Here is a 25,462-nt window from a genome sequence, read left to right on the forward strand (position 1 = left end):
AGGCGGTCGTACCGTCGGCGCCGGCGTCGTAGCCAAAATCATCGAGTAATCACTCGACCGATTGAAAAAACCCCCGCTCAGCGGGGGTTTTTTTTATTGGGTTGACACTAAATTGGGGCGTCTATAGAATCACGCCTCCTTTTAGCGGGCGTAGTGCGTCCGTTGGGAACAGCCTGGAGTCTGAAATCCAATGCAAAATCAGCAAATCCGTATCAGGTTGAAGGCTTTCGACCATCGCCTGATCGACCAATCCACCCAGGAAATCGTGGAAACCGCGAAACGTACTGGTGCACAAGTGCGTGGTCCAATTCCACTGCCTACCCGCAAAGAGCGTTTCACCGTTCTGGTCTCCCCGCACGTCAACAAAGACGCGCGTGACCAGTACGAGATTCGCACTCATAAGCGTGTTCTGGACATCGTCCAGCCAACGGATAAAACCGTTGACGCGCTGATGAAGCTTGATCTGGCGGCAGGTGTGGAAGTACAGATCAGCCTCGGCTAAGACTTCGGTCTGGTCGTGTAACGCTCTGAAATGGGCGGCCATAGCGGGTGAAAGCCCCGTACACTCATGAGGTTTACAACATGACTATTGGTGTAATCGGTCGCAAGTGCGGTATGACCCGCATTTTCACCGAAGAAGGTGTCTCCATTCCGGTCACGGTCATCGAGATCGAGCCGAATCGTGTCACCCAGTTCAAAACTGAAGAAACCGATGGCTACCGTGCAGTGCAAGTCACTGTCGGCGAGCGTCGTGCTTCGCGTGTGACTGCCGCTCAGGCAGGTCACTTCGCCAAGGCCAACGTTGCCGCTGGTCGCGGTGTCTGGGAGTTCCGTCTTGAAGAAGGCGATTTCCAGGCTGGCGATCTGATCAAAGCTGAACTCTTCACTGCAGGCCAGCTGGTAGACGTTACTGGTCAGTCCAAAGGTAAAGGCTTCGCCGGTACCATCAAGCGCTGGAACTTCCGTGGCCAGGACAACACCCACGGTAACTCCGTGTCGCACCGTGTCCCAGGTTCCATCGGCCAGTGCCAGACTCCTGGTCGTGTGTTCAAGGGCAAGAAAATGTCCGGTCACATGGGCGCCGAGCGCGTGACTGTTCAGTCCCTGGAAGTAGTTCGCGTAGACGCTGAGCGCAACCTGCTGCTGGTCAAGGGTGCCGTTCCAGGCGCTACTGGCGGCGACGTGGTTGTACGTCCAGCTGTCAAGGCTCGCGGTTAAGGGGAAACTGACATGCAACTCAATGTAAATGACGCTCAGGCGATCGAAGTTTCCGAACTGACTTTCGGTGGCGAATTCAACGAGACGCTGGTACACCAAGCAGTCGTGGCCTACATGGCCGGCGGCCGTCAGGGCACCAAGCAGCAGAAGACCCGTTCCGACGTGGCTGGTGGCGGTAAGCGCCCATGGCGTCAGAAGGGTACTGGCCGTGCTCGTGCTGGTACCACTCGTGGTCCGATCTGGCGTGGCGGTGGTGTAACCTTCGCAGCTCGCCCTCAAGATCACTCGCAGAAGCTCAACAAGAAGATGTATCGCGCAGCCCTGCGCTCCATCCTCGCTGAGCTGGTGCGTAGCGACCGTCTGGTCGTGGTTCAGGACTTCGCTGTTGAAGCACCGAAAACCAAAGATCTGCTGAACAAGCTGAACGGCATGGGTCTGAACGACGTACTGATCGTTTCCGACGCTGTTGATCAGAACCTGTACCTGGCTGCTCGCAACCTGCCGCACGTCGACGTACGTGACGTACAAGGTTCCGACCCGGTCAGTCTGATCGCATACGAGAAAGTGTTGATCACTGTCTCGGCCGTGAAGAAATTCGAGGAGCTGCTGGGATGAACCAGGAACGCGTATTCAAAGTCCTCCTTGGCCCGCACGTTTCCGAGAAGGCTACCGTTCTGGCTGAGAAAAAAGGCCAGTTCGTATTCAAGGTTGCTACCGATGCAACCAAGCTGGAAATCAAGAAAGCTGTCGAAGGCCTGTTCAACGTAAAAGTTGAAAACGTGTCGACTGTTAACGTTCTGGGTAAAACCAAGCGTACCGCACGTGGTCTGGGCAAGCGCAATGACTGGAAGAAGGCGATCGTCTCCCTTCAGCCAGGCCAAGATCTCGATTTCAGCAGCAGTGCTGAGTAAGGAAGGGGTGCATCATGGCAATCGTTAAATGCAAACCGACTTCCCCTGGCCGCCGTTTCGTGGTCAAGGTGGTCAACCAGGAGCTGCACAAAGGCGCTCCTCACGCACCGCTGATCGAGAAGAAATCGAAGTCTGGTGGTCGTAACAACAATGGCCGCATCACCACTCGTCACGTTGGTGGTGGTCATAAGCAGCATTACCGTCTGGTCGACTTCCGTCGCAACGACAAAGATGGCATCCCAGCCACTGTCGAGCGTATCGAATACGACCCGAACCGTACTGCTCACATCGCCCTGCTGTGCTACGCAGACGGTGAGCGTCGCTACATCATCGCCCCTAAAGGCGTGAGCGCTGGCGACCAGCTGATCGCAGGTGCCCTGGCCCCAATCAAGGCCGGTAACTCCCTGCAGCTGCGCAACATCCCAGTAGGTAGCACCATCCACGGCATCGAACTGAAGCCGGGTAAAGGTGCTCAGATCGCTCGTTCCGCTGGTGCTTCGGCTCAGCTGATCGCTCGTGAAGGCGTCTACGTGACTCTGCGTCTGCGTTCCGGTGAGATGCGTAAAGTACTGGCTGAGTGCCGTGCGACCCTGGGCGAAGTCTCGAACTCCGAGCACAGCCTGCGTTCGCTGGGTAAAGCTGGTGCCAAACGCTGGCGCGGCGTTCGCCCAACCGTTCGTGGTGTTGCCATGAACCCGGTTGACCACCCACATGGTGGTGGTGAAGGTCGTACCTCCGGTGGTCGTCATCCGGTATCGCCATGGGGCTTCCCAACCAAGGGTGCGAAGACCCGTGGTAATAAGCGTACCGACAACATGATCGTCCGTCGTCGCAAGTAACTAGAGGGATACGACAGTGCCACGTTCTCTGAAAAAAGGTCCTTTTATCGATCTTCACCTGCTGAAGAAGGTCGAAGTGGCGGTGGAGAAGAACGATCGCAAGCCAGTTAAAACCTGGTCGCGCCGTTCGATGATCCTGCCACAAATGGTCGGTCTGACCATCGCGGTACACAACGGTCGTCAACATGTCCCAGTTCTGGTGAACGAAGACATGGTCGGCCACAAACTGGGCGAGTTCGCCGGTACCCGCACCTATCGCGGGCACGTGGCTGACAAGAAAGCCAAGCGTTAAGGGGTAAGGAAATGGAAGTAGCCGCTAAGTTGTCGGGCGCTCGCATCTCCGCCCAGAAAGCCCGCTTGGTCGCCGACCAGATCCGCGGGAAGAAGGTGGGCGAAGCGCTCAACCTGTTGGCCTTCAGCAGCAAAAAAGCCGCTGAAATCATGAAGAAAGTCCTCGAGTCGGCCGTTGCCAACGCCGAACACAACGAAGGCGCAGACGTTGATGACCTGAAGGTCTCCACCGTTTTCGTCAACGAAGGGCGTTCGCTGAAGCGCATCATGCCACGTGCCAAAGGCCGTGCTGATCGCATCGTCAAGCGGTCTTGCCATATCACTGTCAAGGTTGCGGACAAGTAACGGAGTCGATCAGATGGGTCAGAAAGTACATCCCACTGGCATTCGCCTGGGAATCGTCAAGGAGCACACCTCCGTCTGGTACGCAGACGGTGCTACTTACGCAGATTACCTGTTGAAGGATCTGAAAACGCGTGAGTACCTCCAGGACAAACTAAAAAGCGCGTCCGTAAGCCGTATCGATATTCATCGTCCGGCTCAAACTGCACGCATCACCATCCACACCGCTCGTCCCGGTATCGTTATCGGTAAGAAAGGTGAAGATGTCGAGAAGCTGCGTCAGGACCTGACCAAGCAGATGGGTGTGCCTGTGCACATCAACATCGAAGAGATCCGCAAGCCGGAACTCGACGCTATGCTGGTTGCGCAGAGCGTAGCTCAGCAGCTGGAACGCCGCGTAATGTTCCGTCGCGCCATGAAGCGCGCCGTACAGAACGCCATGCGTATTGGTGCCAAGGGCATCAAGATCCAGGTGAGCGGTCGTCTCGGCGGTGCTGAGATTGCTCGTACCGAGTGGTATCGCGAAGGTCGTGTGCCTCTGCACACCCTGCGTGCCGATATCGACTACAACACCTACGAAGCTCACACCACTTACGGTGTGATCGGTGTGAAGGTTTGGATCTTCAAAGGCGAAGTTATTGGTGGTCGCCAAGAAGAACTGAAACCACAAGCACCAGCGCCTCGTAAAAAAGCTGCTAAGTAAGGGGTACGCCAAATGTTGCAACCAAAGCGTACAAAATTCCGCAAGCAGATGACTGGCCACAACCGTGGTCTGGCACTGCGCGGTAGCAAAGTCAGCTTCGGCGAATTCGCCCTGAAAGCTGTTGCTCGCGGTCGCCTCACCGCTCGCCAGATCGAGTCCGCACGTCGTGCGCTGACCCGTCACGTAAAACGTGGCGGTAAGATCTGGATCCGTGTGTTCCCGGACAAGCCGATCTCCAAGAAGCCTCTCGAGGTTCGTATGGGTAAAGGTAAGGGTTCCGTGGAATACTGGGTTGCCCAGATTCAGCCAGGCAAAGTCCTGTATGAAATCGAGGGTGTTTCTGAAGAGCTGGCGCGCGAAGCTTTCGCCCTGGCTGCTGCAAAGCTGCCTCTCGCCACCTCCTTTGTTAAGCGGACGGTGATGTGATGAAAGCGAATGAACTTCGTGAAAAATCGGCACAGCAACTGAATGAGCAACTGCTCGGCTTGCTGCGCGACCAGTTCAATCTGCGTATGCAGAAAGCAACTGGCCAGTTGGGGCAGTCGCACCTGCTCTCGCAAGTTAAGCGTGACATCGCTCGCGTGAAAACTGTGCTCAACCAGCAGGCAGGTAAGTGATCATGGCTGAAGCTGAAAAAACCGTCCGTACGCTGACTGGCCGTGTCGTCAGCGACAAAATGGACAAGACCATCACCGTTCTGATCGAGCGTCGCGTAAAGCACCCGATCTACGGTAAATACGTTAAGCGTTCGACTAAGCTGCACGCGCACGACGAAGCCAACCAGTGCAAGATCGGCGACAAGGTTTCCATCCGTGAAACCCGTCCGCTGGCCAAGACCAAGTCCTGGGCACTGGTTGAAGTCCTCGAACGCGCTGTTGAAGTCTAAGGGCTAGGGGTCGGAGAAATTTTATGATTCAGACTCAATCCATGCTCGATGTGGCCGATAACAGCGGCGCTCGTCGCGTCATGTGCATCAAGGTGCTCGGCGGTTCGCACCGCCGTTACGCCGGCATCGGTGACATCATCAAGGTAACCGTCAAGGAAGCAATTCCGCGCGGTAAGGTCAAGAAAGGCCAAGTGATGACCGCTGTTGTCGTGCGCACCCGTCACGGTGTTCGTCGCGCTGACGGTTCCATCATTCGTTTCGACGGCAACGCTGCTGTTCTGCTGAACAACAAGCAAGAGCCGATCGGCACTCGCATCTTCGGGCCAGTGACCCGTGAACTTCGTACTGAGAAGTTCATGAAGATCGTCTCGCTCGCCCCTGAAGTGCTGTAAGGAGATCCGACATGCAAAAGATTCGTCGTGACGACGAGATCATCGTGATCGCCGGCAAAGACAAAGGTAAGCGCGGTAAGGTGCTGAAGGTTCTGGCTGATGACCGTCTGGTCGTTGGTGGTGTGAACCTGGTCAAGCGTCATACCAAGCCTAACCCGATGGCGGGCGTACAGGGCGGTATCGTCGAAAAAGAAGCGCCTCTGCACGCTTCCAACGTTGCCATCTTCAACGGCGAAACCAACAAGGCTGACCGCGTTGGTTTCAAAGTAGAAGACGGTAAAAAAATTCGTGTCTTCAAGTCGACCCAAAAAGCGGTTGATGCTTGAACACTGCTAGGTAGAAGACCATGGCACGACTGAAAGAGATTTACCGGAACGAAATCGCTCCTAAGCTTAAGGAAGAACTTAAGCTGTCGAACGTGATGGAAGTTCCGCGCGTTACCAAGATCACCCTGAACATGGGTCTGGGCGAAGCGATCGGCGACAAGAAAGTCATCGAGCACGCTGTTGCCGACCTGGAAAAGATCACCGGTCAAAAGCCGGTCGTGACTTTCGCTCGTAAATCCATCGCGGGCTTCAAAGTCCGTGAAGGCTGGCCGATCGGTGTCAAGGTGACCCTGCGTCGCGACAAGATGTACGAATTCCTGGACCGCCTGCTGGCGATCTCCCTGCCTCGGGTTCGCGACTTCCGCGGCCTGAATGCCAAGTCCTTCGATGGCCGTGGCAACTACAGCATGGGCGTGAAAGAGCAGATCATCTTCCCGGAAATCGACTACGACAAGATCGATGCTCTGCGCGGTTTGGACATCACCCTGACCACCACTGCTCGTTCGGACGACGAAGGCCGCGCTCTGCTGCGTGCTTTCAAGTTCCCGTTCCGCAACTGATTGGAGTAGGAAAATGGCCAAGAAGAGCATGAAAAACCGCGAGCTGAAGCGTCAGCTCACGGTAGCCAAGTACGCCAAAAAGCGTGCCGAGCTGAAAGCGACCATCGTCAACCTGAACGCCTCTCCTGAAGAGCGTTTCGCTGCCGTTGTCGCCCTGCAGAAGCAGCCACGTGATGCCTCCGCTTCGCGTCTGCGCAACCGTTGCCGCCTGACCGGTCGTCCTCACGGTGTATACCGTAAGTTCGGCCTGGGCCGTAACATGCTGCGTCAAGCTGCAATGCGCGGTGACGTACCAGGTCTGGTCAAGGCCTCCTGGTAATCGCTGCAGGCTGGATCCCGGCGGAAGGGGAGCAATCTTCCGACCGCCGGTGACCTCGCCAACAAACAAGCCCCTATATGGGGCTTGTTTCGTTTCTACCTTGTGTCTAGAATGACCGGCTCACCTGAGCCTGGGTTTTTTGCCCTGTCCGCTCGGGTGGTTGTGATAGCCGCAAGGCTAATAATTCTTGTATCAGGAGCATCTAGCCCATGAGTATGCAGGACCCGTTAGCGGACATGCTAACTCGCATCCGTAATGCCCAGATGGCTGAAAAGTCCGTCGTAAGCATGCCTTCCTCCACCCTGAAGGTCGCGGTTGCCAAAGTTCTGAAAGACGAAGGTTACATCGCCGGCTACCAGGTAACTGGTGAGGCCAAGCCTTCCCTGTCGATCGAACTGAAGTACTTCGAAGGCCGTCCGGTCATCGAGGAACTGAAGCGCTCCAGCCGTCCAGGCCTGCGCCAGTACAAGTCCGTCGCAGAACTGCCGAAAGTACGTGGCGGTCTGGGCGTGTCTATCGTCTCCACCAACAAAGGTGTGATGACTGATCGCGCTGCACGCGCTGCCGGTGTCGGCGGCGAAGTTCTGTGCACAGTGTTCTAAGGGGAGATAGGCATGTCTCGCGTCGCTAAGAACCCCGTTAAGCTGCCAGCAGGCGTCGAAGTCAAATTCGCCGGCCAGCAGCTTTCGGTGAAGGGTGCCAAAGGCACTCTCGAACTGAACGTTCACTCGTCTGTTGAAGTTACCGAAGAGTCTGGCGAGCTGCGTTTCGTCGCTCGCAACGGTGACCAGCAAGCTCGCGCCATGGCCGGTACCACCCGCGCTCTGGTGAACAACATGGTCCAGGGCGTAAGCCAAGGCTTCGAGCGCAAGCTCCAGCTGGTCGGTGTTGGTTACAAGGCACAGGCCAAGGGCACCGTCCTGAACCTGGCCCTGGGCTTCTCGCACCCAGTGGACTACGAACTGCCAGCCGGTATCACCGCTGAAACCCCAAGCCAGACCGACATCCTGATCAAGGGTATCGACAAGCAGCTGGTGGGTCAGGTGGCCGCTGAAATCCGCGACTTCCGTCCGCCAGAGCCTTACAAAGGCAAGGGTGTGCGTTACGCGGACGAAGTAGTCCGTCGTAAAGAAGCCAAGAAGAAGTAGGGCCTAGCAAATGACCGACAAAAAAGTTACTCGACTGCGTCGCGCTCGCAAAGCACGTCTCAAGATGCACGAACTCGAAGTCGTGCGCCTGTGCGTGTTCCGCTCCTCGCAGCACATCTACGCCCAGGTCATTTCGGCCGACGGCAGCAAGGTTCTGGCAAGCGCCTCGACCTTGGACAAAGAACTGCGTGATGGCGCCACTGGCAACATCGACGCGGCCACTAAGGTTGGCAAGCTGGTAGCTGAGCGTGCGAAAGCCGCCGGTGTATCTCAAGTTGCCTTTGACCGTTCCGGCTTCAAGTACCATGGCCGCGTCAAAGCGCTGGCTGATGCTGCTCGTGAAGGCGGGCTGGAGTTCTAAGTTATGGCAAATAACGATCAAAAGCGCGACGAAGGCTACATCGAGAAGCTGGTTCAAGTTAACCGCGTTGCCAAAACCGTAAAAGGCGGCCGTATCTTCACCTTCACCGCGCTGACCGTGGTAGGTGATGGTAAAGGTCGTGTTGGCTTCGGCCGTGGCAAGTCGCGCGAAGTACCTGCCGCGATCCAGAAAGCCATGGAAGCTGCTCGCCGCAACATGATCCAGGTTGACCTGAAGGGCACCACCCTGCAGTACGCCACCAAGGCTGCCCACGGCGCCTCGAAGGTTTACATGCAGCCTGCCTCGGAAGGTACCGGTATCATCGCCGGTGGCGCAATGCGTGCTGTCCTGGAAGTTGCTGGTGTTCAGAACGTTCTGGCCAAGTGCTACGGTTCGACCAACCCAGTGAACGTGGTTTACGCCACCTTCAAGGGTCTGAAAGCCATGCAATCTCCTGAATCCATTGCTGCCAAGCGCGGCAAGAGCGTCGAGGAGATCTTCTGATCATGGCAACCGTAAAAGTAACGCTGATCAAGAGCGTCTCGGGCCGTCTGCCTAACCACAAGCTGTGCGTTAAGGGCCTGGGTCTGCGTCGCATCGGTCACACTGTAGAAGTCCAGGATACTCCCGAAAACCGCGGGATGATCAACAAGGCTTACTACATGCTGAAGGTCGAGGGTTAATCGATGAAACTCAATGATCTGAGTCCAGCGCCGGGTTCCCGTCGCGAGAAGCATCGTCCAGGTCGTGGTATCGGTAGCGGTCTGGGTAAGACCGGCGGCCGTGGCCACAAAGGTCAGACTTCCCGTTCGGGTGGTTCGATCGCTCCTGGCTTCGAAGGCGGTCAACAGCCGCTGCACCGTCGTCTGCCGAAGTTCGGCTTCGTTTCCCTGAAAGCCATGGACCGCGCCGAAGTGCGTCTGTCCGAGCTGGCCAAGGTGGAAGGCGACGTGATCTCCGTGCAATCCCTGAAGGATGCCAACGTGATCGGCCAGAACGTACAGCGCGTGAAAATCATGCTGTCTGGCGAAGTCACTCGCGCAGTCACCATCAAGGGTATCGCAGCCACCAAGGGTGCGCGTGCGGCTATCGAAGCAGCTGGCGGCAAGTTCGAGGAATAAATGGCTAAGCAAGGTGCTCTCTCTTCGCTCGGTAAGGGCGGGATGTCGGAACTCTGGGCTCGTCTGCGCTTTCTGTTCATGGCGATCATCGTCTATCGGATAGGTGCGCATATCCCGGTTCCTGGCATCAATCCAGACCGTCTGGCGGATCTGTTTCGGCAGAATGAGGGGACCATTCTTAGCTTGTTCAACATGTTTTCCGGTGGCGCGCTCGAGCGCATGAGCATCTTTGCACTGGGGATCATGCCGTACATCTCGGCATCGATCATCATGCAGTTGATGACGGCGGTCAGCCCGCAACTGGAGCAGTTGAAGAAGGAAGGTGAAGCTGGCCGTCGCAAGATCAGCCAGTACACCCGCTACGGCACCGTTATCCTGGCACTGGTTCAAGCCATTGGCATGTCCATTGGCCTGGCCAACCAGGGCGTGGCGTTTTCTGTAGGCCTGGGCTTCCATGTCGTCGCCGTCTCCACCTTCGTGGCGGGCGCGATGTTCATGATGTGGCTGGGCGAGCAGATCACCGAGCGCGGTGTGGGCAACGGTATCTCGATGTTGATCTTCGCGGGTATCGTTGCCGGTCTTCCGAGAGCAATCGGGCAGTCTTTCGAGTCTGCACGCACAGGCGATATCAACATTTTCGCCCTGGTCGCTATCGGTTTGCTGGCAGTAGCGATTATCGGCTTCGTGGTGTTCATTGAGCGTGGTCAGCGTCGTATCGCCGTTCACTACGCCAAGCGTCAGCAGGGCCGCAAGGTCTTCGCTGCGCAGACCAGCCACTTGCCGCTGAAGGTGAACATGGCGGGGGTTATCCCGGCCATTTTCGCGAGCAGCATTCTGCTGTTCCCGGCTTCGCTGGGTGCCTGGTTCGGTCAGTCCGAAGGTATGGGCTGGCTGCAGGACATCTCGCAGTCGATCGCTCCTGGTCAGCCGTTGAACATTCTGCTGTTTAGTGCAGGGATCATTTTCTTCTGCTTCTTCTACACAGCGCTGATGTTCAACCCGAAAGACGTAGCGGAAAACCTGAAGAAGTCCGGTGCCTTTATTCCGGGTATCCGTCCTGGTGAGCAGTCGGCACGCTACATTGATGGCGTTCTGACCCGTCTGACCATGTTCGGTGCTCTTTACATGATGGCCGTCTGCCTTCTGCCCCAGTTCCTGGTGGTGGCAGCAAATGTGCCGTTCTACCTTGGCGGGACCTCGTTGCTGATTGTGGTAGTGGTTGTGATGGACTTCATGTCCCAAGTACAATCGCACCTCGTTTCGCACCAGTACGAATCCCTGATGAAGAAAGCCAACCTGAAAGGCTACGGTGGCAGCGGTCTGCTGCGCTGATACGCCCCTAAGGTTCGAGGAGTCGGTAATGAAAGTTCGTGCATCGGTGAAAAAGCTGTGCCGTAACTGCAAGATCATCCGTCGCGAAGGCGTCGTACGAGTGATCTGCAGCGCGGAACCGCGTCACAAACAGCGCCAAGGCTGAGTGTGATCTGCGCTTCAAACCCAGCAGCTAGTGTGCTGCTGGGTTGATTATTCGTTTCTACAGCGATATTATCTCGCGCCCTATTTCTTGGCTTCCGGGGCGTAGGTAGCTGTCAATTGGAGTCCCACTGAATGGCCCGTATTGCAGGCGTCAACATTCCAGATAACAAGCATGCTGTTATCTCGCTGACCTACATCTATGGTGTCGGTCGCACTACTGCACAGAAGATCTGTGCAGACGCTGGTGTAAACCCAGCCGCTAAGATCAAGGATCTGAGCGACGAGCAAATCGAAACCCTGCGTGGCGAAGTCGCGAAGTTCACCACCGAAGGTGACCTGCGTCGTGACATCAACATGAAGATCAAGCGCTTGATGGACCTGGGTTGCTACCGCGGCCTGCGTCATCGTAAAGGTCTGCCGGTTCGCGGTCAGCGCACCAAGACCAACGCACGCACCCGTAAGGGCCCGCGTAAGCCGATCCGCAAGTAATCGCCCAGGAATATAGACATGGCAAAACCTGCTGCTCGTCCTCGTAAGAAAGTCAAAAAGACAGTGGTTGATGGCATCGCCCACATCCATGCCTCTTTCAACAACACCATCGTGACCATCACCGACCGTCAGGGCAACGCTTTGTCCTGGGCGACCTCCGGTGGTTCGGGTTTCCGTGGTTCGCGCAAATCCACCCCGTTCGCAGCCCAGATCGCTGCTGAGCGTGCTGGTCAAGCTGCGCTGGAATACGGTCTGAAGAACCTCGACGTAAACGTCAAGGGTCCAGGTCCAGGTCGTGAGTCCGCCGTTCGTGCACTGAACAGCTGCGGCTACAAGATCGCCAGCATCACCGACGTGACGCCAATCCCGCACAACGGGTGCCGTCCGCCGAAGAAGCGTCGCGTGTAATCAGGAGACAGATAAATGGCACGTTACATTGGTCCAAAATGCAAACTGTCTCGTCGTGAAGGCACTGACCTGTTCCTGAAGAGCGGCGTTCGCGCTCTGGAATCGAAGTGCAACATCGAAGCAGCCCCAGGTATCCACGGCCAGCGCCGTGGCCGTCAGTCCGACTACGGTACCCAGCTGCGCGAGAAGCAAAAAGTTCGTCGTATCTACGGTGTTCTGGAGCGTCAGTTCCGCGGTTACTACCAGGCTGCAGCCTCGAAAAAAGGCGCAACCGGTGAAAACCTGCTGCAACTGCTCGAGTGCCGTCTGGATAACGTCGTCTACCGTATGGGCTTCGGCTCGACTCGTTCCGAGTCCCGTCAGCTGGTTTCGCACAAAGCGATCAGCGTCAACGGTAAGACTGTAAACATTCCATCCTACCAAGTTCGTCCGGGTGACGTGGTCGCGGTTCGCGAGAAGTCGCTGAACCAGCTGCGCATTGTTCAAGCCCTTGAACTGTGCGCCCAGCGTGGCCGCGTTGAGTGGGTTGACGTGGATGCTGCTAAAAAGTCGGGCGTTTTCAAGAACGTTCCTGCTCGCAGCGACCTGTCTGCCGACATCAACGAGAACCTGATTGTCGAGCTCTACTCCAAGTAAGGGCTAGAAAATAGGTGCATCCATGCAGATTTCGGTAAATGAGTTCCTGACTCCCCGCCACATTGATGTGCAGGTAGTCAGTCCGACCCGCGCCAAGATTACGCTCGAGCCTCTCGAGCGTGGTTTCGGCCATACCCTGGGCAACGCGCTGCGCCGCATCCTGTTGTCCTCCATGCCTGGCTGTGCAGTAGTCGAGGCCGAGATCGACGGCGTACTCCACGAGTACTCCGCGATCGAAGGTGTTCAGGAAGACGTCATTGAAATCCTGTTGAACCTGAAAGGCCTGGCTATCAAACTGCACGGTCGTGACGAAGTTACGCTGACCTTGTCGAAAAAGGGTTCGGGGGTGGTTACCGCTGCCGATATTCAGCTGGATCACGATGTCGAGATCGTCAACCCCGATCACGTAATCGCGAACCTGGCGTCGAACGGCGCCCTGAACATGAAGCTCACTGTAGCTCGTGGTCGTGGTTACGAGCCGGCCGACTCCCGTCAAACCGACGAAGACGAAAGCCGTAGCATTGGCCGTCTGCAGTTGGACGCTTCGTTCAGCCCGGTGCGTCGTATCGCCTATGTGGTCGAGAACGCCCGTGTTGAACAGCGTACCAACCTGGACAAGCTGGTCATTGATCTGGAAACCAACGGCACCCTGGATCCTGAAGAGGCTATCCGCCGCGCTGCGACCATCCTGCAACAGCAGCTGGCCGCGTTCGTCGACCTCAAAGGTGACAGCGAGCCTGTCGTAGTCGAGCAGGAAGACGAGATCGATCCGATCCTGCTGCGTCCGGTTGACGACCTGGAACTGACTGTACGTTCGGCCAACTGCCTCAAGGCGGAGAACATCTACTACATCGGCGACCTGATTCAGCGTACCGAAGTAGAGCTGTTGAAGACTCCTAACCTGGGCAAGAAGTCCCTGACTGAAATCAAGGACGTCCTGGCCTCTCGTGGTCTGTCTCTCGGCATGCGCCTCGACAACTGGCCGCCTGCAAGTCTTAAGAAAGACGACAAGGCGACCGCCTGATCGTCGTAATCACCGAACGTAGTGTTTGGTAAGGAATGAATCATGCGTCATCGTAAAAGTGGACGTCACCTGAGCCGTACCAGCTCTCACCGCAAGGCTATGTTCCAGAACATGGCAGTGTCGCTGATCGAGCACGAGCTGATCAAAACCACCCTGCCGAAAGCCAAGGAACTGCGCCGCGTTGCCGAGCCGCTGATCACCCTGGCCAAGGAAGACAGCGTAGCTAACCGCCGTCTGGCCTTCGATCGTACCCGTTCGAAGTCCGCTGTTGGCAAGCTGTTCAACGACCTGGGCAAGCGTTACGCCACCCGTCAGGGCGGCTACCTGCGCATCCTGAAGTGCGGTTTCCGCGCTGGCGACAACGCTCCTATGGCGTACGTCGAGCTGGTTGATCGTCCGGTCGGCGGTGCTGTAGAAGCTGCTGAGTAAGACGTTCTGTCTGCTACAAAGAACCGGGCCTAGTGCCCGGTTTTTTGTTTCAGGATGTATTGTTTATTTCTATTGATACAAGTCATGTAATGCATTTGTTCTTGTAACCTTGCTCGTCAATACTCTCTCCAGAGCCGATTAGCCGGCGCTTGAAGACCGATAAGGAGAGCCCATGAGCAAGATTCTCACCACCGCCAGCGGTGCACCTGTAGCAGACAACCAGAATTCCCGTTCCGCCGGCCCGCGCGGCCCGCTGCTGCTCGACGACTTCCACCTGATCGAGAAGCTCGCCCACTTCAACCGCGAGAACATTCCTGAGCGCCGCGTACACGCAAAAGGCTCGGGCGCCTACGGCACCTTTACCGTCACCCGCGATATCACCGATTACACCAGTGCCAAGTTGTTTGAACAGGTTGGCAAGCAGACCGAAACCTTCCTGCGCTTCTCCACCGTTGGTGGTGAACGTGGCTCCGCTGATACCGAGCGCGACCCCCGTGGTTTTGCCGTCAAGTTCTACACCGAGGAAGGCAACTGGGACATCGTCGGCAACAACACGCCGGTGTTCTTCATCCGCGACCCACTGAAGTTTCCGGACTTTATCCACACCCAGAAGCGTCACCCGCAATCCAACCTGAAGAACGCTCAGATGATGTGGGACTTCTGGTCGCACTCTCCCGAGGCGCTGCATCAGGTCACCATTCTGTTCTCCGATCGCGGCATTCCGGACGGCTACCGCCACATGCACGGTTTCGGTAGCCATACCTACAGCCTGATCAATGCCAAGGGTGAACGCACCTGGGTCAAATGGCACTTCAAGACCCAGCAAGGTATCAAGAACCTCGCACCGGCAGATGCCGCGCGCCTGGCAGGTACTGACCCGGACTACGCCCAGCGCGACCTGTTCGAAGCCATCGAGCGGGGCGATTACCCACGCTGGACCGTATGCGTCCAGGTGATGAGCGAAGCCGAGGCTGCCAGCCGCGACGAAAACCCCTTCGACGTGACCAAGACCTGGTCGCAGAAGGACTACCCGCTGATTGAAGTGGGCGTGCTGGAGCTCAACCGTAACCCGCTCAACTACTTTGCCGAGGTCGAGCAGGCTGCGTTTGGCCCGAGCAACATGGTGCCGGGGGTCGGCCTGTCACCGGACCGCATGCTGCAAGGGCGGGTGTTCGCCTACGCCGACGCGCACCGCTACCGGGTGGGTACCAACCACCAGCAGCTGCCGGTGAATGCACCACGCTGCCCGGTCAACAGCTACCAGCGTGATGGTTCCATGGCCGCTGGCAGTTACGGCAGCGCGCCGAACTATGAGCCCAACAGCTACAGCGATGCACCGAAGCAGTCGCCACGCCACGCCGAGCCTGCACTGGCCCTGAATGGTTCCGCAGACCGTTACGACCACCGCGAAGACACCGACTACTACAGCCACGCCGGCGCGCTGTTCCGCCTGATGAACGATGAGCAGAAAGCCCTGCTGATAAACAACATTGCCGGCACCATGGCAGGCGTCAGCGAAGACGTGATCCAGCGTCAGCTGCAATACTTCTTCAAGGCCGATCCTGCCTATGGCGAAGGGGTTGCCAAGGCCTTGGGCATCAATCTCGCCTAAGTCGAAGTGATAAGAAGAACCGCCCTCATTTGGGCGGTTTTTCAATGAATATCACTACTGTTTAACCGATTTTTTGCTTCTAATTGCGCGGTTTTCAGTGACCGCATGCAAAAGCTGGTTCACACTATGTGGCATAGACGTTTTCACATGGAGAAGCAGGGCGATGCAAGGTCACCCGGACGTAATCAACTACCTCGTTACGCTGCTGAAGGGCGAACTGGCGGCGCGTGACCAGTACTTCATTCACTCGCGTATGTACGAAGACTGGGGCCTGTCCAAGCTCTTCGAGCGCATCAACCACGAAATGGAAGAAGAGACGCAGCACGCAGATGCCCTGATGCGTCGCATCCTCATGCTCGAAGGCACCCCTGACATGCGCGCGGACGACCTGGAAGTGGGCAGCACCGTGCCGGAAATGATCGAGGCGGACCTCAAGCTCGAGTACAAGGTACGCGGCGCGCTGTGCAAAGGCATCGAGCTGTGCGAGCTGCACAAGGACTACATCAGCCGCGACATCCTGCGCGCTCAGTTGGCTGATACCGAAGAAGATCACACCTACTGGCTGGAGAAGCAGCAGGGGCTGATCAAGGCCATTGGCCTCGAGAACTACCTGCAGTCGCAGATGTAAAAGCCTGGGGCTGCTTTGCAGCCCTTTCGCGACACAAGGCCGCTCCCACAGGGAAATGCATTACTCCTGTAGGAGCGGCCTTGTGTCGCGAAAGGGGCGCAAAGCGCCCCCAGGGCCTTACGCCCGATCCCGCTCCAGCAACGGTTTCAGGTAGTGCCCGGTATACGACTGTTTCATCGTACTCAGTTCTTCTGGCGTACCGCAGGCAATGATCTGCCCACCTTTCGAGCCACCCTCCGGCCCCAGATCCACCAGCCAGTCCGCGGTCTTGATCACATCCAGGTTGTGCTCGATCACCACTACGGTATTGCCGTGGTCGCGCAAGCGATGCAGCACGTCCAGCAACTGCTGGATATCGGCAAAGTGCAGGCCCGTGGTCGGCTCATCGAGGATGTACAGGGTCTTGCCGGTGTCACGCTTGGACAGTTCGCGCGATAGCTTGACTCGCTGGGCCTCACCACCCGACAGGGTTGTCGCCGACTGCCCCAGCTTGATGTACGACAGCCCCACATCCATCAACGTCTGCAGCTTGCGCGCCAGCGCCGGCACTGCGTCGAAGAACTCGCGGGCATCCTCGATGGTCATCTCCAGCACCTCGTGGATGTTCTTGCCCTTGTACTTGATCTCCAGGGTTTCGCGGTTGTAGCGCTTGCTCTTGCACACGTCGCACGGCACGTAGATGTCCGGCAGGAAGTGCATCTCCACCTTGATCAGGCCATCGCCCTGGCAGGCCTCGCAACGGCCCCCCTTGACGTTGAACGAGAAGCGCCCCGGACCATAGCCGCGCGAACGCGATTCCGGCACACCGGAGAACAGCTCGCGGATCGGCGTGAAGATGCCGGTGTAGGTCGCCGGGTTAGAGCGAGGGGTGCGGCCGATCGGGCTCTGGTCGATATCCACCACCTTGTCCAGGTGCTGCAGGCCATCCATGCTGGCATGCGGCGCCGCTTCCAGGCTGCTTGCGCCATTCAGGGCGGTGGCGGCCAGTGGGAACAGGGTGTTGTTGATCAGCGTCGACTTGCCCGAGCCGGACACCCCGGTCACGCAGGTCAGCAGGCCGATCGGGACTTCCAGGTCGACGTTTTGCAGGTTGTTGCCACGCGCGCCCTTGAGCTTGAGTTGCAGCTTCTTGTTGCGCGGCGTGCGCTTGGCCGGCACGACAATCTTCTTGCGCCCGGACAGGTACTTGCCGGTCAGCGAGTCGGGGTGGGCCATGACCTCCTGCGGCGAGCCCTCGGCGACGATCTGCCCACCGTGCACGCCGGCCCCCGGGCCGATGTCCACCACGTAGTCGGCCAGGCGGATGGCGTCCTCGTCGTGTTCCACCACGATCACCGTGTTGCCCAGGTCGCGCAGGTGGTTGAGGGTGGCCAGCAGGCGGTCATTGTCACGCTGATGAAGGCCGATGGACGGCTCATCGAGGATGTACATCACCCCCACCAGGCCAGCGCCGATCTGGCTGGCCAGGCGGATACGCTGCGCTTCGCCACCGGACAGGGTATCGGCGCTGCGGTCCAGGGTGAGATAGTCGAGACCGACGTTGACCAGGAACTGCAGGCGCTCGCAGATTTCCTTGAGGATCTTCGCCGCAATCTCGCCGCGGCGACCGGTCAGGGTCAGCTCGCCGAAATAGTTGCTGGCTTCACCGATCGGCAGATTGGTCACCGCCGGCAGGGTTTTTTCGCCCACCCACACGTGCCGTGCCTCACGGCGCAGGCGGGTGCCGCGGCAATCCGGGCAGGGCTGGGTGCCGAGGAACTTGGCCAGTTCTTCGCGCACGGTGGCCGACTCGGTCTCGCGGTAGCGGCGCTCCAGGTTCGGCACGATGCCTTCGAACGGGTGCGAGCGCTTGACGATGTCGCCACGGTCGTTGAGGTACTTGAAGTCGACGCTCTGCTTGCCGCTGCCCTGAAGGATCACCTTCTGGTGCTCGGCCGAAAGCTGGCCGAATGGTTCCTCCAGGCTGAAGCCGTAATGCGCGGCCAGCGAGCCGAGCATCTGGAAGTAGTACACGTTGCGCCGGTCCCAGCCGCGGATCGCGCCTTCGGCCAAGGTGAGCTCGGCATTGACCAGGCGCTTGGTGTCGAAGAACTGCTTCACCCCAAGGCCATCGCAGGTCGGGCAGGCGCCGGCGGGGTTGTTGAAGGAGAACAGCTTCGGCTCCAGCTCGCTGATGGCGTGACCACAGACTGGGCAGGCGAAACGCGCGGAGAAGATCGTCTCTTCGCCTTGTTCGTCATCCATCGGTGCCACCAGGGCGATGCCGTCGGCCAGCTTGAGCGCGGTCTCGAACGACTCGGCCAGGCGCTGTTGCAGGTCGGCGCGGACCTTGAAACGGTCCACCACCACATCGATGCTGTGTTTTTTCTGCTTGTCCAGCTTGGGCAGTTCGTCGAGTTCGTAGAGCTTGCCATTGACCCGGGCGCGCACAAAGCCCTGGGCGCGCAGTTCGTCGAACACTGCCAGGTGCTCGCCCTTTCGCTCGCGCACCACCGGCGCCAGCAGCATCAGCTTGCTGCCTTCCGGGCGCTCCAGCACCAGGTCGACCATCTGGCTGATCGTTTGCGCCTCCAGCGGGATATCGTGATCCGGGCAGCGTGGGGTGCCGACGCGGGCGTACAGCAGGCGCAGATAGTCGTAGATTTCGGTGATGGTGCCGACCGTGGAGCGGGGGTTGTGCGAGGTCGACTTCTGCTCGATGGAAATGGCTGGCGACAGGCCTTCGATGGTATCGACGTCGGGCTTTTCCATCATCGACAGGAACTGCCGGGCGTAGGCCGACAGCGATTCCACATAGCGGCGCTGGCCTTCGGCGTACAGGGTGTCGAACGCCAGGGACGACTTGCCGGAACCGGACAGGCCGGTGATCACGATCAGCTTGTCCCGGGGCAGGGTCAGGTCGATGTTCTTCAGGTTGTGGGTACGTGCCCCACGAATCAGGATCTTGTCCACTGCGGCCTCGCTCGGCGGGCATAAACAAGGAAGTATACGGCGCGCTGCCAGTACGCGGCAAAGCGTCGCGTAGATGCCGTCAAGCTGTCGGACTGATAGAATCGCCGCCGGTTCACACGAGATTAATCCATGCACGACACCCACAACGAACGCATGAGTGGCAGCGAAACCCGCGCCGCTGGCGGCCTGGCCCTGGTCTTTGCCTTTCGTATGCTGGGCATGTTCATGGTCTTGCCGGTGCTGGCCACCTACGGGATGGACCTGGCCGGTGCCACGCCTGCGCTGATCGGTCTGGCCATTGGTGCCTATGGCCTGACGCAGGCCGTATTGCAGATCCCGTTCGGGATGATTTCCGATCGTATCGGCCGCCGGCCGGTGATTTACCTGGGGTTGGTCATCTTTGCCCTGGGTAGTGTATTGGCGGCCCAGGCCGACTCCATCTGGGGAGTGATCGCCGGGCGTATCCTGCAGGGCGCCGGGGCGATTTCCGCTGCGGTCATGGCGCTGCTGTCCGACCTCACGCGCGAGCAGCACCGGACCAAGGCCATGGCCATGATCGGCATGAGCATCGGCCTGTCGTTTGCTGTCGCCATGGTCGTTGGCCCATTGCTGACTCGTGCCTTTGGCTTGTCAGGATTGTTCCTCGCCACGTCAGGACTTGCCCTGGTCGGCATCCTGCTGATCGCCTTTGTGGTGCCCAATACTCACAGCATCCTGCAGCACCGTGAGTCGGGTGTGGCGCGCCAGGCCATCGGCCCGACCCTGCGTCATCCGGACCTTCTGCGCCTGGATGTGGGCATCTTCATTCTCCACGCCATCCTCATGGCCAGCTTCGTCGCATTGCCACTGGCCTTTGTCGAGCGCGGCGGCCTGCCGAAGGAGCAGCACTGGTGGGTGTACCTGACCGCGTTGTTCATCTCATTTTTTGCAATGGTCCCGTTCATCATCTATGGCGAAAAAAAGCGCAAGATGAAACGCGTGCTGGCCGGGGCGGTCAGTGTGTTGCTGCTGGTGGAGGTGTTCTTCTGGCAGTGGGCTGACGGTTTGCGCGGACTGGTGATCGGCACCGTGGTATTCTTTACTGCATTCAACTTGCTGGAGGCATCGCTGCCTTCACTGGTGAGCAAGGTGTCGCCTGCAGGTGGCAAGGGGACGGCAATGGGGGTCTACTCCACCAGCCAGTTCCTCGGCGCTGCCCTGGGAGGAATCCTCGGTGGCTGGTTGTTCCAGCACGGCGGGCTGAACATGGTGTTCCTCGGTTGTGCGGTACTGTGTGCCATCTGGTTGGTCGTCGCCTTGCGCATGAACGAGCCGCCCTATGTGACCAGCCTGCGCATGCCGCTGACGCCAGAGGCAGTCCGGGAAGCCGGCCTGACCGAGCGCCTGATGGCTGTGCCAGGTGTGACCGACGCCGTCGTGGTGGCGGAAGAAGCCGCCATCTATATCAAACTGGATACGAAAATTTTGGACCGTACGACCCTCGAGCGCCTGGTGAACCCGGCCTCTTCGGCGTGCGAAGCCTAGGAGAACGTTATGGCCCGTGGGGTTAACAAAGTCATTCTGGTCGGCACCTGTGGCCAGGATCCCGAAGTCCGCTACCTGCCCAACGGTAACGCCGTGACCAACCTGAGCCTGGCTACCAGCGAGCAGTGGACCGACAAGCAGTCGGGCCAGAAGGTCGAGCGTACCGAGTGGCACCGTGTGTCGCTGTTCGGCAAGGTTGCCGAAATCGCCGGCGAATACCTGCGCAAGGGTTCGCAGTGCTACATCGAAGGCAAGCTGCAGACCCGCGAGTGGGAAAAAGACGGCATCAAGCGCTACACCACCGAGATCATCGTCGACATCAACGGCACCATGCAGCTGCTCGGCGGTCGTCCGCAGGGCCAGCAGCAGGGCGGTGACCCGTACAACCAAGGTGGCGGCAACTATGGTGGCGGCCAGCAGCAGTACAACCAGGCCCCACGCCAGCAGGCCCCGCGCCCGCAACAGGCTCCTCAGCGCCCGGCACCGCAGCAGCCAGCCCCGCAGCCGGCGGCTGACTTCGACAGCTTCGATGACGATATTCCGTTCTGATCCAAGCCGTTAAGCCGCTGGCAAAAAACTAAAAACCCAAGGCAGATGTCTTGGGTTTTTTTATGAGCAAACAGTGGTAGTGCTGTGCGGGCTTTCCTCTAAAAAGAAAGCGGCGAGGATAGGGCGCCAGCTTCGCGATATCGCGGGAATCTCGGCAGCCCATTGAGTAGGAAAAATGCCATAAGATATTGCCAATTTTATATGGTTATAGGAAACGCTGATCGTAAATGTCAGAGACTTCTGAAGTTCTAGTGGGGCGCACTTTTTCCTATCCTGATCGCTTAGTATTCACTTTTTAAAGGAGTGGATCATGAAAAGTGCTGAGAAGGAATGCCTGTTAGGTCAAATAAACCTGAAATCAGACGCGCGAAACTACGATGTCTCTGGTTTTTCCGAGATGTATGCAGCTCATCTTGAGGGGCCTGCTGGGGACGCTGCGTTTTACGGTCGAGTACTAATAGGCATTGGTTTCGCAATTTCCGCACTGGGCCTTGGCATCTTCCTGTTTGGTCCTGAGGTTATTTATTATGACCGGTTTTCAGGCCCCACTCTGATTCAACACATACAAGCGAACTCCGGCCTCGTTGCAATGGCCGGCGGGTTGATAATGGCGTGGGGCGGGAAGCGGCGGGATGACGGCATTGTTTATCGGGAGGATTTTCTCCTGTCCCATTACAAGTTTGTAACGGAAGATGGGCAAGATGTTAGCGGTCAGGTTTCTGTCCGATACCTGGAAGGAGATAATTTCAGTGTATTCATCGACTTGTAGTCGAGCGAGTATGTTCGAGCCTTGTTAGAGTCATATTCGTCATTGATTCAAGTTATGCCTCTTACTTGACAGTCTGCCCTCAGATCTTTTGGCTGGTGCAGTTCTACTGTACCGGTTTGGTTGACGGCTACAAATCAAGCCATGTGACACCGAGTGCCGTTTGGAGTGGCCTCGCGTCGCGAAACGGGCGCATAGTGCCCCAATGGCACGACTACACCAATACCAGTCCAGTTCAATAAAACAACCGCGGCTCCGGCGAGTCCAGCAAGCTGACCAGCTTGGTCAGGGCAAAGCCCAGTTCCTGGCGGCTGGGGGCCATCAGGGCGATGCGCACGCCGCAGTTGGCGTGGCTGCGTTCTGGCAGGAACTGGCTGCCACTGACTACCGTGACGCCGTTGTTACGCGCCAGGTTGGCGAATTCGTCGCTGGTCCACGGCTCCGGCAACTCCAGCCAGATGTGGAAGCTGTTGGGCTGGCTGCGGATCTTGTACTTGTCAAGGATCTCCCGGGCCATTTGCTGGCGCGCGGCCGCCTCTTCCTGTTGTTCTCGCACCAACTGGTCGGCCATGCCGCTGTTGATCAGGTTGCTGGCCAGTTGTGCCATCAACGGCGATGGCATCCAGACGCTGCTGCGTACCATCGACGATAGCCGCGAGAGGGTTTGCGGTGGGGCGTAGAGGTAACCGATACGCAGCGCGGGCAGCACACTTTTGGACAGGCTGGTGAGATACACCGAACGTTCTGGCGCATACGCCGCCAGTGGCTGGTAATCCGGTGCGGGTTCAAGGAAGCCGTAGATATCGTCATCGACGATGAACAGGTCGAACTCGCGGGCGATCTCTGCGATGGCCTGGCGCCGTGCGTGGGGCATGATCGAGTTGGTGGGGTTCTGGTGGGTGGTGACACACACCAACAGGGAAGGGCGATGCTCCAGGCAGGCCGCGCGCAATGCCTCGGGAATAAGGCCATGCTCGTCCATGGCCACGCCACGCAGGCGTCGGCCCATGCTGTGGGCCAGGGAGATGATGCCTGGGTAGCAGAACGATTCGCACAGCACCACATCGTCGCTCTTCGACAGGCTGCTGATGGCCACCAATAGTCCATGCTGGGCGCCAGAGGTCAGTACAACCTGTTGCCAGCGGGCATCAGGCAGCCAGCGCCGAATCCAGGCTGCACCTGCTTGTTTGTGGGAGGTGTGACCACCTTCTGTCACATAGTCGAGTACCTGTCCCAGGTCCGCAGAGGTGGCCAGCTCGCTGATCGCCGCACCCAGCCACTCACTCATGTGGGCGTCGTTGGGTTTGATGATCGAGAGATCGATCTGGCTGCTTTCGCCAGTAACTGGTGTGGGCACCGACGGGGCGGATAACCGCTGTCGCAACTGCCTGACAAATGTGCCACGGCCTACCTCTCCAACCACCAGGCCGCGCTTGGCGGCTTCGTCGTAGGCTCTTCCAACGGTGCCGGGGGTTACATTCAGTGCCTCGGCAAGGTCTTTGAGGGTGGGCAAGCGATCGCCTGCTGCAAGCCGACCACTTTCGATGTCCTGTTCAAGGGCATTAGCGATCATTAGGTAAACCGGCTGGGTTTGATCGCCGTATTGAGGGACCCACATGGAAATGGCACCAGATTCTGCAAGTGCGCGCAGCCTAGCATGAAAGCCAAGATACGGGTAATGATGGTAATCCTCGCTATTGAATCGATTTAATTTATGATTGAATCGATTCAATTGTTTTAATTACAATCACCGCGCTGATTGGGGCAAGCGCAATCGCGTTGTGCTTGGCATGACACTCCACTGGATGGACTTTGCTATGGAAATTCTGGGCGCATTCTGGGCGGAACACTGGTTGCTGGCGATCCTCATGCTCGGGGCGATTGCCTTCGTTGCCGGCTTCGTCGATAGCATTGCCGGTGGCGGCGGGCTGTTCCTGGTACCGGGCTTTCTGCTGGTTGGCATGCCACCCCAGGTTGCCCTCGGCCAGGAAAAACTCGTCAGTACCCTCGGCACGCTGGCGGCCATCCGCAACTTCCTGGCCAACAGCAAGATGGTCTGGAAGGTGGCGCTGGTCGGCGTGCCATTCTCGCTGCTCGGTGCCTACCTGGGGGCGCACCTGATCGTGTCGATCTCCCAGGAAACAGTGGGCAAGATCATCCTGGCGCTGATCCCCTTCGGCATCCTCATCTTCCTCACCCCCAAGGACCGCCCGGTCGAGGAGCGCGAACTGTCATCGCGCATGCTGTTCACCGTGGTCCCGCTGACCTGCCTGGCCATCGGTTTCTATGACGGCTTCTTCGGCCCCGGTACCGGCAGCATGTTCATCATCGCTTTCCATTACCTGCTGCGCATGGACCTGGTCTCCAGCTCGGCCAACTCAAAAACCTTCAACTTCGCGTCCAACATCGGCGCCCTGGTGGCCTTCGTCATTGCCGGCAAGGTCGTCTACCTGCTGGCGTTGCCACTGGTGGCCTGCAACATCCTCGGTAACCACCTGGGCAGCGCACTGGCCTTGCGCAAGGGCAACGAAGTGGTGCGCAAGGCGCTGGTGTTCTCGATGCTCTGCCTGTTCACCAGCCTGGGCGTGAAGTACCTGGCCTGACCCTTCCATAGGAGACAACTGATGAAAACCGCATTCGTAACCGGCGCCTCCTCGGGCTTTGGCCGCGCCATTTGCCGTGCCTTGATCGGCAAAGGCTACCGCGTGATCGGTGGCGCCCGGCGCATGGACAAGCTGCAAGCGCTGGAGGCCGAGCTGGGCGTCAATTTCATTCCGCTGGCGCTGGACGTCACCGACCCGGTGTCGCTCGAGGCGGCGGTCGAGCAGATTCGTGATGCTTCGCTGCAGATCGACCTGCTGGTCAACAATGCCGGGCTGGCGCTGGGCGTGGACCGTGCCCAGGCCAGCAGTGCGGAAAACTGGCAGCGGATGATCGACACCAACATCACCGGCCTGGCCATGGTCACCCACAAGATCCTGCCGCAGATGGTGGAAGCCGACAGCGGCATGATCATCAACATCGGCTCGATCGCCGGCACCTACCCCTACCCGGGCGGTAATGTGTATGGCGCCAGCAAGGCCTTTGTCCGCCAGTTCAGCCTCAACCTGCGCGCCGACCTGGCGGGCACCCGCGTGCGAGTGAGCAACATCGAGCCAGGGCTGTGCTCGGGGACCGATTTCTCGGTGGTGCGCCTGAACGGTGACCTGGATGCCGTGCAGGCGCTGTATCGGGATGTGGAGGCCATCCTGCCCGAGGACATCGCGGCCACGGTGGCCTGGATTGCCGAGCAGCCGGCGCATGTGAACATCAATACCATCGAGATCATGCCGGTGGCCCAGAGCAGTGCGGCGCTGAACGTGGTGCGCAACCTGCCGCTTTGCTGATCGGCTGGTGGTGGATGGCACCGGCGTTACCGGTGTTCGCGGGCACGCCCGCTCCCACAGGAATAGCGCCCTGCTTCGGGCATGTGCAGTACCTGTGGGTTTACCCGCGAATCTGGCAACACAGCGCCTTCAGCTGACCCATGTCATCGCACCTTCTCGATTCTTG

The 25,462-nt window shown here is 58.4% G+C and carries 37 protein-coding genes; 35 read left to right on the top strand and 2 right to left on the bottom strand.

Features of this window, described 5'->3' with window-relative positions:
* Nucleotides 1–190: 190 nt before the first annotated feature.
* From rpsJ to bfr, 30 genes are all read left to right on the top strand, one after another.
* Complete coding sequence (rpsJ, locus tag RYH74_RS20865) at nucleotides 191–502, top strand: 30S ribosomal protein S10 (protein WP_003186070.1); 312 nt, start codon at nucleotides 191–193, stop codon at nucleotides 500–502.
* Nucleotides 503–582: 80 nt separating this feature from the next.
* The gene (gene rplC / locus RYH74_RS20870; protein WP_003257089.1) at nucleotides 583–1,218 is read left to right on the top strand and encodes a 50S ribosomal protein L3; all 636 of its coding nucleotides are present in this window, start codon (nucleotides 583–585) and stop codon (nucleotides 1,216–1,218) included.
* Nucleotides 1,219–1,230: 12 nt separating this feature from the next.
* Complete coding sequence (gene rplD, locus RYH74_RS20875; RefSeq protein ID WP_008089819.1) at nucleotides 1,231–1,833, top strand: 50S ribosomal protein L4; 603 nt, start codon at nucleotides 1,231–1,233, stop codon at nucleotides 1,831–1,833.
* Nucleotides 1,830–2,129, top strand: a complete 300-nt coding sequence (rplW, locus tag RYH74_RS20880) for a 50S ribosomal protein L23 (protein WP_003255484.1) — start codon at nucleotides 1,830–1,832, stop codon at nucleotides 2,127–2,129. Before rplD ends, rplW begins: the two co-directional genes overlap by 4 nt.
* A 14-nt stretch (nucleotides 2,130–2,143) precedes the next feature.
* The gene (gene rplB, locus RYH74_RS20885) at nucleotides 2,144–2,968 is read left to right on the top strand and encodes a 50S ribosomal protein L2 (protein ID WP_015268750.1); all 825 of its coding nucleotides are present in this window, start codon (nucleotides 2,144–2,146) and stop codon (nucleotides 2,966–2,968) included.
* A 16-nt stretch (nucleotides 2,969–2,984) separates the two neighbouring features.
* Nucleotides 2,985–3,260 (top strand): 30S ribosomal protein S19, encoded by a 276-nt coding sequence (gene rpsS / locus RYH74_RS20890; RefSeq protein WP_003255482.1) that lies wholly within the window; start codon nucleotides 2,985–2,987, stop codon nucleotides 3,258–3,260.
* 11 nt (nucleotides 3,261–3,271) lie between these two features.
* Complete coding sequence (rplV, locus tag RYH74_RS20895; protein WP_003103908.1) at nucleotides 3,272–3,604, top strand: 50S ribosomal protein L22; 333 nt, start codon at nucleotides 3,272–3,274, stop codon at nucleotides 3,602–3,604.
* Between the two features lie 13 nt (nucleotides 3,605–3,617).
* The gene (gene rpsC, locus RYH74_RS20900) at nucleotides 3,618–4,304 is read left to right on the top strand and encodes a 30S ribosomal protein S3 (protein ID WP_003255481.1); all 687 of its coding nucleotides are present in this window, start codon (nucleotides 3,618–3,620) and stop codon (nucleotides 4,302–4,304) included.
* A 12-nt stretch (nucleotides 4,305–4,316) separates the two neighbouring features.
* Nucleotides 4,317–4,730: a 50S ribosomal protein L16 gene (gene rplP / locus RYH74_RS20905; protein ID WP_003255479.1), complete on the top strand. Its 414-nt coding sequence runs from the start codon at nucleotides 4,317–4,319 to the stop codon at nucleotides 4,728–4,730.
* Nucleotides 4,730–4,921 (top strand): 50S ribosomal protein L29, encoded by a 192-nt coding sequence (gene rpmC, locus RYH74_RS20910; RefSeq protein ID WP_002555481.1) that lies wholly within the window; start codon nucleotides 4,730–4,732, stop codon nucleotides 4,919–4,921. The genes rplP and rpmC overlap by 1 nt, the downstream gene beginning before the upstream one ends.
* A gap of 2 nt (nucleotides 4,922–4,923) precedes the next feature.
* Nucleotides 4,924–5,190, top strand: coding sequence for a 30S ribosomal protein S17 (gene rpsQ, locus RYH74_RS20915; protein WP_003255478.1), 267 nt, complete (start codon nucleotides 4,924–4,926; stop codon nucleotides 5,188–5,190).
* A 23-nt stretch (nucleotides 5,191–5,213) separates the two neighbouring features.
* Complete coding sequence (gene rplN, locus RYH74_RS20920; RefSeq protein WP_002555479.1) at nucleotides 5,214–5,582, top strand: 50S ribosomal protein L14; 369 nt, start codon at nucleotides 5,214–5,216, stop codon at nucleotides 5,580–5,582.
* 11 nt (nucleotides 5,583–5,593) lie between these two features.
* Complete coding sequence (rplX, locus tag RYH74_RS20925) at nucleotides 5,594–5,908, top strand: 50S ribosomal protein L24 (RefSeq protein ID WP_016715319.1); 315 nt, start codon at nucleotides 5,594–5,596, stop codon at nucleotides 5,906–5,908.
* Between the two features lie 20 nt (nucleotides 5,909–5,928).
* On the top strand, nucleotides 5,929–6,468 hold the full coding sequence (gene rplE, locus RYH74_RS20930) for a 50S ribosomal protein L5 (protein WP_003257095.1): 540 nt from the start codon (nucleotides 5,929–5,931) through the stop codon (nucleotides 6,466–6,468).
* A 13-nt stretch (nucleotides 6,469–6,481) separates the two neighbouring features.
* Nucleotides 6,482–6,787, top strand: a complete 306-nt coding sequence (rpsN, locus tag RYH74_RS20935; protein ID WP_013970638.1) for a 30S ribosomal protein S14 — start codon at nucleotides 6,482–6,484, stop codon at nucleotides 6,785–6,787.
* A gap of 209 nt (nucleotides 6,788–6,996) precedes the next feature.
* Nucleotides 6,997–7,389, top strand: a complete 393-nt coding sequence (gene rpsH / locus RYH74_RS20940; protein ID WP_009681971.1) for a 30S ribosomal protein S8 — start codon at nucleotides 6,997–6,999, stop codon at nucleotides 7,387–7,389.
* Between the two features lie 12 nt (nucleotides 7,390–7,401).
* Nucleotides 7,402–7,935, top strand: coding sequence for a 50S ribosomal protein L6 (gene rplF / locus RYH74_RS20945; protein ID WP_009681972.1), 534 nt, complete (start codon nucleotides 7,402–7,404; stop codon nucleotides 7,933–7,935).
* Nucleotides 7,936–7,945: 10 nt separating this feature from the next.
* Nucleotides 7,946–8,296 (top strand): 50S ribosomal protein L18, encoded by a 351-nt coding sequence (gene rplR / locus RYH74_RS20950; RefSeq protein ID WP_009397496.1) that lies wholly within the window; start codon nucleotides 7,946–7,948, stop codon nucleotides 8,294–8,296.
* A 3-nt stretch (nucleotides 8,297–8,299) separates the two neighbouring features.
* Nucleotides 8,300–8,800 carry a 30S ribosomal protein S5 gene (rpsE, locus tag RYH74_RS20955; protein ID WP_003255465.1) on the top strand — a complete coding sequence of 167 codons (501 nt, stop codon included), beginning with the start codon at nucleotides 8,300–8,302 and terminating at the stop codon, nucleotides 8,798–8,800.
* 2 nt (nucleotides 8,801–8,802) lie between these two features.
* The gene (rpmD, locus tag RYH74_RS20960) at nucleotides 8,803–8,979 is read left to right on the top strand and encodes a 50S ribosomal protein L30 (RefSeq protein ID WP_003255463.1); all 177 of its coding nucleotides are present in this window, start codon (nucleotides 8,803–8,805) and stop codon (nucleotides 8,977–8,979) included.
* 3 nt (nucleotides 8,980–8,982) lie between these two features.
* Nucleotides 8,983–9,417, top strand: a complete 435-nt coding sequence (rplO, locus tag RYH74_RS20965) for a 50S ribosomal protein L15 (RefSeq protein ID WP_003257107.1) — start codon at nucleotides 8,983–8,985, stop codon at nucleotides 9,415–9,417.
* Nucleotides 9,418–10,749 (top strand): preprotein translocase subunit SecY, encoded by a 1,332-nt coding sequence (gene secY, locus RYH74_RS20970; protein WP_003257108.1) that lies wholly within the window; start codon nucleotides 9,418–9,420, stop codon nucleotides 10,747–10,749.
* Between the two features lie 28 nt (nucleotides 10,750–10,777).
* Nucleotides 10,778–10,894 (top strand): 50S ribosomal protein L36, encoded by a 117-nt coding sequence (rpmJ, locus tag RYH74_RS20975; RefSeq protein WP_002555468.1) that lies wholly within the window; start codon nucleotides 10,778–10,780, stop codon nucleotides 10,892–10,894.
* 131 nt (nucleotides 10,895–11,025) lie between these two features.
* Nucleotides 11,026–11,382 carry a 30S ribosomal protein S13 gene (rpsM, locus tag RYH74_RS20980; RefSeq protein WP_003257112.1) on the top strand — a complete coding sequence of 119 codons (357 nt, stop codon included), beginning with the start codon at nucleotides 11,026–11,028 and terminating at the stop codon, nucleotides 11,380–11,382.
* An 18-nt stretch (nucleotides 11,383–11,400) separates the two neighbouring features.
* Nucleotides 11,401–11,790 (top strand): 30S ribosomal protein S11, encoded by a 390-nt coding sequence (gene rpsK, locus RYH74_RS20985; RefSeq protein WP_003255454.1) that lies wholly within the window; start codon nucleotides 11,401–11,403, stop codon nucleotides 11,788–11,790.
* A gap of 15 nt (nucleotides 11,791–11,805) precedes the next feature.
* On the top strand, nucleotides 11,806–12,426 hold the full coding sequence (rpsD, locus tag RYH74_RS20990; RefSeq protein WP_003257114.1) for a 30S ribosomal protein S4: 621 nt from the start codon (nucleotides 11,806–11,808) through the stop codon (nucleotides 12,424–12,426).
* A 22-nt stretch (nucleotides 12,427–12,448) separates the two neighbouring features.
* Nucleotides 12,449–13,450: a DNA-directed RNA polymerase subunit alpha gene (locus RYH74_RS20995; RefSeq protein ID WP_003255452.1), complete on the top strand. Its 1,002-nt coding sequence runs from the start codon at nucleotides 12,449–12,451 to the stop codon at nucleotides 13,448–13,450.
* Nucleotides 13,451–13,492: 42 nt separating this feature from the next.
* Complete coding sequence (gene rplQ / locus RYH74_RS21000; RefSeq protein WP_003255451.1) at nucleotides 13,493–13,879, top strand: 50S ribosomal protein L17; 387 nt, start codon at nucleotides 13,493–13,495, stop codon at nucleotides 13,877–13,879.
* A gap of 172 nt (nucleotides 13,880–14,051) precedes the next feature.
* Nucleotides 14,052–15,491, top strand: a complete 1,440-nt coding sequence (locus RYH74_RS21005; protein ID WP_286100932.1) for a catalase — start codon at nucleotides 14,052–14,054, stop codon at nucleotides 15,489–15,491.
* Nucleotides 15,492–15,654: 163 nt separating this feature from the next.
* Nucleotides 15,655–16,119: a bacterioferritin gene (gene bfr / locus RYH74_RS21010; RefSeq protein WP_286100933.1), complete on the top strand. Its 465-nt coding sequence runs from the start codon at nucleotides 15,655–15,657 to the stop codon at nucleotides 16,117–16,119.
* 117 nt (nucleotides 16,120–16,236) lie between these two features.
* Here the strand turns inward: bfr and uvrA are convergent, their stop codons facing one another.
* Nucleotides 16,237–19,071 (bottom strand): excinuclease ABC subunit UvrA, encoded by a 2,835-nt coding sequence (gene uvrA / locus RYH74_RS21015; protein WP_075044431.1) that lies wholly within the window; start codon nucleotides 19,069–19,071, stop codon nucleotides 16,237–16,239.
* Nucleotides 19,072–19,200: 129 nt separating this feature from the next.
* Between uvrA and RYH74_RS21020 the strand changes: the two genes are divergently transcribed.
* The 3 genes from RYH74_RS21020 to RYH74_RS21030 all read left to right on the top strand — a co-directional run bounded on the left by RYH74_RS21020 (nucleotide 19,201) and on the right by RYH74_RS21030 (nucleotide 21,913).
* Complete coding sequence (locus RYH74_RS21020; RefSeq protein WP_317410068.1) at nucleotides 19,201–20,595, top strand: MFS transporter; 1,395 nt, start codon at nucleotides 19,201–19,203, stop codon at nucleotides 20,593–20,595.
* A gap of 9 nt (nucleotides 20,596–20,604) precedes the next feature.
* Complete coding sequence (locus RYH74_RS21025; RefSeq protein WP_087503317.1) at nucleotides 20,605–21,144, top strand: single-stranded DNA-binding protein; 540 nt, start codon at nucleotides 20,605–20,607, stop codon at nucleotides 21,142–21,144.
* Between the two features lie 310 nt (nucleotides 21,145–21,454).
* Complete coding sequence (locus RYH74_RS21030; protein ID WP_170929319.1) at nucleotides 21,455–21,913, top strand: hypothetical protein; 459 nt, start codon at nucleotides 21,455–21,457, stop codon at nucleotides 21,911–21,913.
* A gap of 232 nt (nucleotides 21,914–22,145) precedes the next feature.
* Here the strand turns inward: RYH74_RS21030 and RYH74_RS21035 are convergent, their stop codons facing one another.
* Complete coding sequence (locus RYH74_RS21035; RefSeq protein WP_317410069.1) at nucleotides 22,146–23,528, bottom strand: PLP-dependent aminotransferase family protein; 1,383 nt, start codon at nucleotides 23,526–23,528, stop codon at nucleotides 22,146–22,148.
* A gap of 199 nt (nucleotides 23,529–23,727) precedes the next feature.
* Between RYH74_RS21035 and RYH74_RS21040 the strand changes: the two genes are divergently transcribed.
* Together RYH74_RS21040 and RYH74_RS21045 are read left to right on the top strand one after the other, a co-directional pair.
* Nucleotides 23,728–24,513 carry a sulfite exporter TauE/SafE family protein gene (locus tag RYH74_RS21040; protein ID WP_025337496.1) on the top strand — a complete coding sequence of 262 codons (786 nt, stop codon included), beginning with the start codon at nucleotides 23,728–23,730 and terminating at the stop codon, nucleotides 24,511–24,513.
* A gap of 21 nt (nucleotides 24,514–24,534) precedes the next feature.
* Nucleotides 24,535–25,296, top strand: coding sequence for an SDR family NAD(P)-dependent oxidoreductase (locus RYH74_RS21045; protein ID WP_317410070.1), 762 nt, complete (start codon nucleotides 24,535–24,537; stop codon nucleotides 25,294–25,296).
* Nucleotides 25,297–25,462: the final 166 nt, after the last annotated feature.

Source organism: Pseudomonas sp. LSJ-87 (assembly GCF_032971465.1).
GTDB classification, from domain to species: domain Bacteria; phylum Pseudomonadota; class Gammaproteobacteria; order Pseudomonadales; family Pseudomonadaceae; genus Aquipseudomonas; species Aquipseudomonas putida_Z.

Bases quoted from the DNA above. Each gene is read 5' to 3' on its own strand.
- rpsJ (WP_003186070.1), top strand. From the start codon at position 191: ATGCAAAATCAGCAAATCCGTATCAGGTTGAAGGCTTTCGACCATCGC.
- rplC (WP_003257089.1), top strand. From the start codon at position 583: ATGACTATTGGTGTAATCGGTCGCAAGTGCGGTATGACCCGCATTTTC.
- rplD (WP_008089819.1), top strand. From the start codon at position 1,231: ATGCAACTCAATGTAAATGACGCTCAGGCGATCGAAGTTTCCGAACTG.
- rplW (WP_003255484.1), top strand. From the start codon at position 1,830: ATGAACCAGGAACGCGTATTCAAAGTCCTCCTTGGCCCGCACGTTTCC.
- rplB (WP_015268750.1), top strand. From the start codon at position 2,144: ATGGCAATCGTTAAATGCAAACCGACTTCCCCTGGCCGCCGTTTCGTG.
- rplV (WP_003103908.1), top strand. From the start codon at position 3,272: ATGGAAGTAGCCGCTAAGTTGTCGGGCGCTCGCATCTCCGCCCAGAAA.
- rpsC (WP_003255481.1), top strand. From the start codon at position 3,618: ATGGGTCAGAAAGTACATCCCACTGGCATTCGCCTGGGAATCGTCAAG.
- rplP (WP_003255479.1), top strand. From the start codon at position 4,317: ATGTTGCAACCAAAGCGTACAAAATTCCGCAAGCAGATGACTGGCCAC.
- rpmC (WP_002555481.1), top strand. From the start codon at position 4,730: ATGAAAGCGAATGAACTTCGTGAAAAATCGGCACAGCAACTGAATGAG.
- rpsQ (WP_003255478.1), top strand. From the start codon at position 4,924: ATGGCTGAAGCTGAAAAAACCGTCCGTACGCTGACTGGCCGTGTCGTC.
- rplN (WP_002555479.1), top strand. From the start codon at position 5,214: ATGATTCAGACTCAATCCATGCTCGATGTGGCCGATAACAGCGGCGCT.
- rplX (WP_016715319.1), top strand. From the start codon at position 5,594: ATGCAAAAGATTCGTCGTGACGACGAGATCATCGTGATCGCCGGCAAA.
- rplE (WP_003257095.1), top strand. From the start codon at position 5,929: ATGGCACGACTGAAAGAGATTTACCGGAACGAAATCGCTCCTAAGCTT.
- rpsN (WP_013970638.1), top strand. From the start codon at position 6,482: ATGGCCAAGAAGAGCATGAAAAACCGCGAGCTGAAGCGTCAGCTCACG.
- rpsH (WP_009681971.1), top strand. From the start codon at position 6,997: ATGAGTATGCAGGACCCGTTAGCGGACATGCTAACTCGCATCCGTAAT.
- rplF (WP_009681972.1), top strand. From the start codon at position 7,402: ATGTCTCGCGTCGCTAAGAACCCCGTTAAGCTGCCAGCAGGCGTCGAA.
- rplR (WP_009397496.1), top strand. From the start codon at position 7,946: ATGACCGACAAAAAAGTTACTCGACTGCGTCGCGCTCGCAAAGCACGT.
- rpsE (WP_003255465.1), top strand. From the start codon at position 8,300: ATGGCAAATAACGATCAAAAGCGCGACGAAGGCTACATCGAGAAGCTG.
- rpmD (WP_003255463.1), top strand. From the start codon at position 8,803: ATGGCAACCGTAAAAGTAACGCTGATCAAGAGCGTCTCGGGCCGTCTG.
- rplO (WP_003257107.1), top strand. From the start codon at position 8,983: ATGAAACTCAATGATCTGAGTCCAGCGCCGGGTTCCCGTCGCGAGAAG.
- secY (WP_003257108.1), top strand. From the start codon at position 9,418: ATGGCTAAGCAAGGTGCTCTCTCTTCGCTCGGTAAGGGCGGGATGTCG.
- rpmJ (WP_002555468.1), top strand. From the start codon at position 10,778: ATGAAAGTTCGTGCATCGGTGAAAAAGCTGTGCCGTAACTGCAAGATC.
- rpsM (WP_003257112.1), top strand. From the start codon at position 11,026: ATGGCCCGTATTGCAGGCGTCAACATTCCAGATAACAAGCATGCTGTT.
- rpsK (WP_003255454.1), top strand. From the start codon at position 11,401: ATGGCAAAACCTGCTGCTCGTCCTCGTAAGAAAGTCAAAAAGACAGTG.
- rpsD (WP_003257114.1), top strand. From the start codon at position 11,806: ATGGCACGTTACATTGGTCCAAAATGCAAACTGTCTCGTCGTGAAGGC.
- RYH74_RS20995 (WP_003255452.1), top strand. From the start codon at position 12,449: ATGCAGATTTCGGTAAATGAGTTCCTGACTCCCCGCCACATTGATGTG.
- rplQ (WP_003255451.1), top strand. From the start codon at position 13,493: ATGCGTCATCGTAAAAGTGGACGTCACCTGAGCCGTACCAGCTCTCAC.
- RYH74_RS21005 (WP_286100932.1), top strand. From the start codon at position 14,052: ATGAGCAAGATTCTCACCACCGCCAGCGGTGCACCTGTAGCAGACAAC.
- bfr (WP_286100933.1), top strand. From the start codon at position 15,655: ATGCAAGGTCACCCGGACGTAATCAACTACCTCGTTACGCTGCTGAAG.
- RYH74_RS21020 (WP_317410068.1), top strand. From the start codon at position 19,201: ATGCACGACACCCACAACGAACGCATGAGTGGCAGCGAAACCCGCGCC.
- RYH74_RS21025 (WP_087503317.1), top strand. From the start codon at position 20,605: ATGGCCCGTGGGGTTAACAAAGTCATTCTGGTCGGCACCTGTGGCCAG.
- RYH74_RS21030 (WP_170929319.1), top strand. From the start codon at position 21,455: ATGAAAAGTGCTGAGAAGGAATGCCTGTTAGGTCAAATAAACCTGAAA.
- RYH74_RS21035 (WP_317410069.1), bottom strand. From the start codon at position 23,528: ATGTGGGTCCCTCAATACGGCGATCAAACCCAGCCGGTTTACCTAATG.
- RYH74_RS21040 (WP_025337496.1), top strand. From the start codon at position 23,728: ATGGAAATTCTGGGCGCATTCTGGGCGGAACACTGGTTGCTGGCGATC.
- RYH74_RS21045 (WP_317410070.1), top strand. From the start codon at position 24,535: ATGAAAACCGCATTCGTAACCGGCGCCTCCTCGGGCTTTGGCCGCGCC.